The sequence below is a fragment of the Mesorhizobium sp. M7A.F.Ca.CA.002.05.1.1 genome, assembly GCF_003998335.1.
Taxonomy (GTDB): Bacteria; Pseudomonadota; Alphaproteobacteria; order Rhizobiales; family Rhizobiaceae; genus Mesorhizobium.
This window is the reverse complement of record NZ_RZQI01000367.1, coordinates 1-5,570: the sequence shown is the minus strand read 5'-3', so window position 1 is coordinate 5,570 and position 5,570 is coordinate 1. Positions and strand designations below refer to the sequence as shown.

At 61.8% G+C, this 5,570-nt stretch carries 11 protein-coding genes; 5 read left to right on the top strand and 6 right to left on the bottom strand.

Annotated elements, in window-relative coordinates:
• The coding region (locus EN939_RS18870; RefSeq protein WP_206528306.1) for a YmdB family metallophosphoesterase at nucleotides 1-530 on the top strand (530 nt) is incomplete at its 5' end.
• Nucleotides 531-604: 74 nt separating this feature from the next.
• Nucleotides 605-1,366, top strand: coding sequence for a TerC family protein (locus tag EN939_RS18865; RefSeq protein WP_127269216.1), 762 nt, complete (start codon nucleotides 605-607; stop codon nucleotides 1,364-1,366).
• Nucleotides 1,367-1,382: 16 nt separating this feature from the next.
• On the opposite strand, the gene EN939_RS18860 is transcribed toward EN939_RS18865, so the two are convergent.
• From EN939_RS18860 to EN939_RS18845, 4 genes are read right to left on the bottom strand one after another with little or no spacing between them, the layout of a single operon-like run.
• Complete coding sequence (locus EN939_RS18860; protein WP_127269215.1) at nucleotides 1,383-1,850, bottom strand: SRPBCC family protein; 468 nt, start codon at nucleotides 1,848-1,850, stop codon at nucleotides 1,383-1,385.
• Between the two features lie 26 nt (nucleotides 1,851-1,876).
• Nucleotides 1,877-2,239, bottom strand: a complete 363-nt coding sequence (locus EN939_RS18855) for a hypothetical protein (RefSeq protein ID WP_127269214.1) — start codon at nucleotides 2,237-2,239, stop codon at nucleotides 1,877-1,879.
• Between the two features lie 49 nt (nucleotides 2,240-2,288).
• On the bottom strand, nucleotides 2,289-2,681 hold the full coding sequence (locus EN939_RS18850) for a VOC family protein (protein ID WP_127269213.1): 393 nt from the start codon (nucleotides 2,679-2,681) through the stop codon (nucleotides 2,289-2,291).
• Between the two features lie 28 nt (nucleotides 2,682-2,709).
• Nucleotides 2,710-3,192: an SRPBCC domain-containing protein gene (locus EN939_RS18845; RefSeq protein ID WP_127269212.1), complete on the bottom strand. Its 483-nt coding sequence runs from the start codon at nucleotides 3,190-3,192 to the stop codon at nucleotides 2,710-2,712.
• A 52-nt stretch (nucleotides 3,193-3,244) separates the two neighbouring features.
• Between EN939_RS18845 and EN939_RS18840 the strand changes: the two genes are divergently transcribed.
• The 3 genes from EN939_RS18840 to EN939_RS18830 all read left to right on the top strand — a co-directional run bounded on the left by EN939_RS18840 (nucleotide 3,245) and on the right by EN939_RS18830 (nucleotide 4,866).
• Nucleotides 3,245-3,568: an ArsR/SmtB family transcription factor gene (locus EN939_RS18840; RefSeq protein ID WP_127269211.1), complete on the top strand. Its 324-nt coding sequence runs from the start codon at nucleotides 3,245-3,247 to the stop codon at nucleotides 3,566-3,568.
• A gap of 213 nt (nucleotides 3,569-3,781) precedes the next feature.
• Nucleotides 3,782-4,531: a YebC/PmpR family DNA-binding transcriptional regulator gene (locus EN939_RS18835; protein ID WP_023811824.1), complete on the top strand. Its 750-nt coding sequence runs from the start codon at nucleotides 3,782-3,784 to the stop codon at nucleotides 4,529-4,531.
• Nucleotides 4,528-4,866, top strand: coding sequence for a SelT/SelW/SelH family protein (locus EN939_RS18830; RefSeq protein WP_127269210.1), 339 nt, complete (start codon nucleotides 4,528-4,530; stop codon nucleotides 4,864-4,866). Before EN939_RS18835 ends, EN939_RS18830 begins: the two co-directional genes overlap by 4 nt.
• An 18-nt stretch (nucleotides 4,867-4,884) precedes the next feature.
• Here EN939_RS18830 and EN939_RS18825 read toward each other — a convergent pair whose 3' ends face one another.
• Together EN939_RS18825 and EN939_RS18820 are read right to left on the bottom strand one after the other, a co-directional pair.
• A complete protein-coding gene (locus tag EN939_RS18825; protein WP_127269209.1) occupies nucleotides 4,885-5,034 on the bottom strand; it encodes a hypothetical protein in 150 nt (49 codons plus the stop codon).
• Between the two features lie 21 nt (nucleotides 5,035-5,055).
• Nucleotides 5,056-5,535 (bottom strand): anthrone oxygenase family protein, encoded by a 480-nt coding sequence (locus EN939_RS18820; protein ID WP_127269208.1) that lies wholly within the window; start codon nucleotides 5,533-5,535, stop codon nucleotides 5,056-5,058.
• Nucleotides 5,536-5,570: the final 35 nt, after the last annotated feature.

Here is a 5,570-nt window from a genome sequence, read left to right as displayed (position 1 = left end):
GCTCCGGTGTCTATATCGCCAGGAGCGGCGCGCGCGTGCTGGTCGCCAACATCATGGGCCGGGTGTTCATGCATCCCGAGCTCGACGATCCGTTCCAGGCCGGCGAACGCGAGCTTGCCGCCTGTCCGCTCGGCGAGCAGGCGGATGCCGTGATTATCGACTTCCACGCCGAGGCGACCTCGGAAAAGATGTGCTTCGCGCATTTCGTCGACGGCCGCGCCAGCCTCGTCATCGGCACCCACACCCACCAGCCGACGGGCGATCACCAGATCCTCAACGGCGGTACCGGCTATATGTCCGACGCCGGCATGTGCGGCGACTATGATTCCTCGCTCGGCATGGACAAGGAGGAGCCGCTCAACCGGTTCCTGTCGAAGGTGCCGAAAGGCCGCTTCGAGGCGGCGACCGGACCGGCGACTTTGTGCGGCGTCGGCGTCGATATTTCAGACCGCACAGGGCTGACCGAGCGGATTGCGCCGTTTCGTCGCGGGCCACGGCTGGAGGAAACCGCACCGTCCTTCTGGTCGTGACATTGATATAGGCACGCTTAATACCTAACTGCCGGCGACACTGCTCTAGATCGTTGAAAGAGGGGACGACCTCCATGCAGCTCATCGAATTCCTGGCGCCGCATTTTCAATTTGTTTCCGACCCGACGGCTTGGGTCGCGCTGCTGACGCTGATTGTGCTCGAGGTCGTGCTCGGCATCGACAATCTGATCTTCATCTCGATCCTGACCAACAAGCTGCCGGAAGCACAACGGGCCCGTGCCCGCCGGCTCGGCATCTCGGCGGCCCTGATCATGCGGCTGGTGCTGCTGGCCACCATTTCGATCATCGTCCAGCTTACCACGCCGGTGTTCACGGCCTTCGGTCACGGTTTTTCCTGGCGCGACCTGATCCTGATCGCCGGCGGCCTGTTCCTGGTCTGGAAGGCGACCAAGGAGATCCATCACACCGTCGATCCCGACGACCACAAGGATACGATGATGGGCGAGACGCTGCAGATCAGCCTTGCCGGCGCGATCTTCCAGATCCTGCTGCTCGACCTGGTCTTCTCGATCGATTCGATCATCACCGCCGTCGGCATGACCGACGAGATCGCCATCATGTACATCGCCGTGATCGTCGCGGTCACCGTGATGATGCTGGCGGCCGGGCCGCTGGCCAACTTCATCGCCAAGAACCCGAGCATCGTCATGCTGGCGCTGGGCTTCCTTCTGATGATCGGCATGACGCTGATCGCAGACGGCATGGGCTACCATGTGCCCAAGGGCTACATCTATGCGGCGATGGGCTTTTCGGCATTGGTCGAGGGGCTCAACATGCTGGCGCGGCGACGTAAGAAGTCGGGCGGCGGGCATTGAGGCAGACCCAGAATACCTAATGTCCTGGCACGCCCTTCGGGTGACGGTCGCCGATCAGGCCGAGCGTCAGGCCCTGTTCCAGCCACGCCTTGGCGCCGGCCAGCACCAGCGTGAAGCCGCCGGTTGAGCCGACGGCCTCTTTCACCTGCTCGTCGCCATCCCCGGCGAAGCCAAAATTGCGAACCTCGAGAAAGGTCGTCTCGCCAGGCATTTCGGTGAATGTCCAGACCACGGTGGTTGGCGGATCGCTCCATTGCATGACGATCTTTTCATTCGCGACGATCTCGCTGACGTCGACCGTCGTCGAGACGCCGTACATGCGCCACTCCCAGAGGACCTGCTTGCCGCTGTCCAGCCGGCCGCTGCCATGGGTGAACCAGAATTTCGTGGTTATGGCCGGATCGACGATGGCCTCGAATACATCGGCGACAGGCCGCCGGATCAGCATGCCGGCTTCGGCGAATGGTTTTTCGCGGATGTCCATCGGATGCTCCTTTCGGGATTCGGCGCTCACCAGGCGTCCGGTTCGCGCAGCATGTGAATAATGTTGGCAGGGTTGGTGATCCAGCCGCCGCGGAAGCCCTCGCCCAAGGGCTCAATGGCGTCGCAACGCACAACACCGGCCTTGGCGAAATGATCCGCAGCCATGGGGAAATCCTTGGTGAACAGCTCCAGCCACACCTCGGCCTGGCTCATCATCGGCGCCTCATCGATCCACAGGCGGTTGGGGCCAAGCTCGAAGCCGATGGCCGGTGCTTTGTCTGTGAACGGCTTCAGGCCGACGACGTCGCGGTAGAAGGCGATCGTCGCCTCATATTGGTGCGGCGGTACCTTCATGGCGATGTTGATGCCGCCGGTGATTTTCGTGGTCATAGCTGGCTCCGTTGTCGTGTTCGGCTGTTGTCGCCTTTGCTCAGGCTGGTCATGCGAGATTTATCTGCCAGGAGACCCCGAACCTGTCGTTGAGCCATGCGAAACGGCGGCTGAAGCCGTAATTGTCCGGTGGCATCAGGAACGCGCCGTCCTCGCCCAGTGTCTCGACAATCCGGTTCAGCTCTTCTTCTGAGGAACAGTCCACATAGAGCGAGACCGATGGCGTGAACGTGAAGGCGTGGTGCACGGGGCTGTTGAAGACCATGACTTCCAGCCCAGCGATCGACACCCGCGCCAGCTTGACCGTTCCTTGCGGGCCGTCTTCGCCGGGGCCGTAATTCGTGACGTCAAGCACGCTGCTGCCGGGAATGGTCTCGCAATAGAGGGTCATTGCCTCTTCGGCCTTGCCCTCGAACATCAGGAATGGCGTTACTTTCTTCATTGCGGATCTCCATCCTCCCCATAGTCGCTCAGATATTGGTCTCGTTGGCGGGTTCGCCCCTCATCTCGCTGCGATAGTAGCCGTCGCGCAAATTGATGCCGTATTCGACATAGGCCTTCATGCAGGCCAGCATCTGCGACCAGCCCTCGCAATTGAGGTAGGACTTCTTCAGGCCGACCGCGCCTTCCTGCCAACCGCTCTCGGCGATGGTGACGAAGGTGCCGCCATCGTCGAGCGGCTCGAAATTCATCTCGATGCGGGTCTTGTAGGCGGGTTTGCCGTCGGCGTCGGTGGCATCCCAGCGCAGCACGATGCGGCTGTCCTTGACCACTTCGTCGACCTCGACCGGCACCTTGCCCCACCAGACGACGCCGGCGCCAGCTTCCAGCGGGGCGCTGGCGCCGCCGATCGTGGTGAAATAGCCGCTCAGTTTCTTCGGATTGACGACCGCGTCGAAGACGTCGGCGACCGGCTTGCCGATGCGTCCGGAAACACTGAATCCAAGTGACATATCCACAACTCCTTCCCTTGATCGGCCCGACAATATGTTATAAAAACATAACATGTCAACCCAATCGCAAGACGACAATGTTTTCAAGGCGCTGGCGCATCCGCGCCGGCGTGAAATGCTGGATCAGCTGAAGGACGCGCCGAAGACGACCGGCATGCTGTGCGAGGCCTTTCCCGACATCGATCGCTGCACCGTGATGCTGCATCTCAAGGTATTGGAGGAGGCCGACCTGATCGTTGCGCGGCGCGACGGCCGCGAGCGCTGGAACCATCTCAACGCGCTGCCGATCAAGCAGATCCACGACCGGTGGATCAGCCAGTATGCCGGGCATGCCCTCAGCATCATCGACCGGCTGAAGTCGGACCTCGAGGCGTGAACGCTTGCAGCAGCCCATGTCGCGCGTCCCGTGCGTGGTGCGGCTGGACGAATTGAGCCGATTTATCTATAAGCCGGCCATTCCGACAGAGAACGCCGTGCTTCCACGAGTTGCACCTGGGACGCTCTGAAATTTTGAATTCGGGCATTGCGGAAGACGAGGTCAGATCACTTCGCTTCGGGATGCTCTAGCCGAGAAGACGACAGGGGTGCCATGGCTGGCCATTCACAGTTCAAGAACATCATGCACCGCAAGGGCCGCCAGGATGCGGTGCGGTCGAAAATGTTTTCCAAGCTGGCGCGCGAAATCACCGTCGCCGCCAAAAGCGGGACGCCCGATCCATCGATGAACCCTCGCTTGCGGCTGGCGATTCAGAACGCCAAGGCGGTGTCGATGCCGAAGGACAACATCCAGCGCGCCGTCAACAAGGCCTCGATGGGCGATGCCGAGAACTACGAAGCCGTGCGCTATGAGGGCTATGGCCCGGGCGGCGTCGCCGTCATTGTCGAGGCGCTGACCGACAACCGCAACCGTTCGGCATCCAATGTGCGTGCTGCCTTCACCAAGGCCGGCGGCGCGATGGGCGAAACCGGCTCGGTGTCGTTCATGTGGGACCGTGCCGGCGAGATCTACTATCCGGCATCGGCCGGCAGCGCCGACAAGATCATGGATGCGGCGATCGAAGCCGGCGCCGATGATGTCGAGTCCGACGAGGAAGGCCACACCATCTATTGCGGCTTTGAGAACATGGGCGAAGTGTCGAAGGCGCTGGAAGGCGCGCTCGGCGAGGCTGAATCGGTCAAGCCGATCTGGCGGCCGCAAAACAACGTTCCGGTCGATGAGGAGCGGGCACAGTCGCTGATGAAGCTGGTCGCCACGCTCGAGGATGACGACGACGTGCAGAGCGTCTACGCCAACTTCGAAGTCGACGACGAGACCATGGCCAAGCTCAGCGCGGCATGAGCGAAGCTCAGTCCGAAATGAGCGGAGCTATACCCGCCACGAGCGAAAAGCCGTTGCCGGTCATCCGCATCACCTATTGCACGCAGTGTCAGTGGCTGCTGCGCGCCGGCTGGATGGCGCAGGAGCTGCTGTCGACCTTCGGCACGGACCTTGGCGAAGTGACGCTGGTGCCCGGCACCGGCGGCATCTTCACCATTTCCTGCAATGACGTGCTTGTCTGGGATCGCAAGCGCGACGGCGGCTTTCCGGACGCGGCCAAACTGAAGCAACTGGTCCGCGATGTCATTGATCCGGACCGCGACCTCGGCCATTCCGATCGGAAGACAAAGGCATAGGGGTCGCGAGCGCTGCCGTCACTTGCGTCGCCACGCACCGACGGCGGCGCCAATCGCAATACCCACGGCAACGCCCATCGGCAGATCATCCAGAGCGGTGCCGATCGCGGCACCGACACCAACTCCGATGGCCATGCCGAAGGCCATATTTGCGTATTGATCCTTCATCGGTCGCTCCATCCATCGTCGTCAACGCGTGGCGAACCAGAAGGATGCCAGCGCGGCTATGCCGCTGATGGTGCGGACATGGTTCCACATCACCCATTCATTGAGGTAGCGCGACCACAGGCTTGCGCCATTGCTGCTGGCCGGATCGACGGCGGCGAGCGCATCGTTCAGCGGGACGTTGAAGATCATCGTCACCACCACGATGCCGATGAGATACAGCAGGCTGCCGGCAAGCAGCCAGAGCGAACCCGACTGGCTCCAGCCCATCACCGCGCCGATGGCGACAAGGACGCAGACAAGCGCCGTGCCGAACAGGGCGGTCATGAACAGCGGCGTCACCGCGGTGACATTGATCGAATTCATCGCGGCGATACCGCCGGCAGCGGGCATGCGGGCGAGACCCGGCATGACGAAGCTGGAGAAAGCAAAGAAGACGCCACCGACGACGCCTGAGCCGATTGCGGCGATGAAGATGAGGGTGGGGAGAAGCTTCGCGATCATGTCAGTTGCTCCAGATGCCGGTTGCGGCGGTTTGC

Bases quoted from the DNA above. Each gene is read 5' to 3' on its own strand.
- EN939_RS18865 (WP_127269216.1), top strand. From the start codon at position 605: ATGCAGCTCATCGAATTCCTGGCGCCGCATTTTCAATTTGTTTCCGAC.
- EN939_RS18860 (WP_127269215.1), bottom strand. From the start codon at position 1,850: ATGGACATCCGCGAAAAACCATTCGCCGAAGCCGGCATGCTGATCCGG.
- EN939_RS18855 (WP_127269214.1), bottom strand. From the start codon at position 2,239: ATGACCACGAAAATCACCGGCGGCATCAACATCGCCATGAAGGTACCG.
- EN939_RS18850 (WP_127269213.1), bottom strand. From the start codon at position 2,681: ATGAAGAAAGTAACGCCATTCCTGATGTTCGAGGGCAAGGCCGAAGAG.
- EN939_RS18845 (WP_127269212.1), bottom strand. From the start codon at position 3,192: ATGTCACTTGGATTCAGTGTTTCCGGACGCATCGGCAAGCCGGTCGCC.
- EN939_RS18840 (WP_127269211.1), top strand. From the start codon at position 3,245: ATGTCAACCCAATCGCAAGACGACAATGTTTTCAAGGCGCTGGCGCAT.
- EN939_RS18835 (WP_023811824.1), top strand. From the start codon at position 3,782: ATGGCTGGCCATTCACAGTTCAAGAACATCATGCACCGCAAGGGCCGC.
- EN939_RS18830 (WP_127269210.1), top strand. From the start codon at position 4,528: ATGAGCGAAGCTCAGTCCGAAATGAGCGGAGCTATACCCGCCACGAGC.
- EN939_RS18825 (WP_127269209.1), bottom strand. From the start codon at position 5,034: ATGAAGGATCAATACGCAAATATGGCCTTCGGCATGGCCATCGGAGTT.
- EN939_RS18820 (WP_127269208.1), bottom strand. From the start codon at position 5,535: ATGATCGCGAAGCTTCTCCCCACCCTCATCTTCATCGCCGCAATCGGC.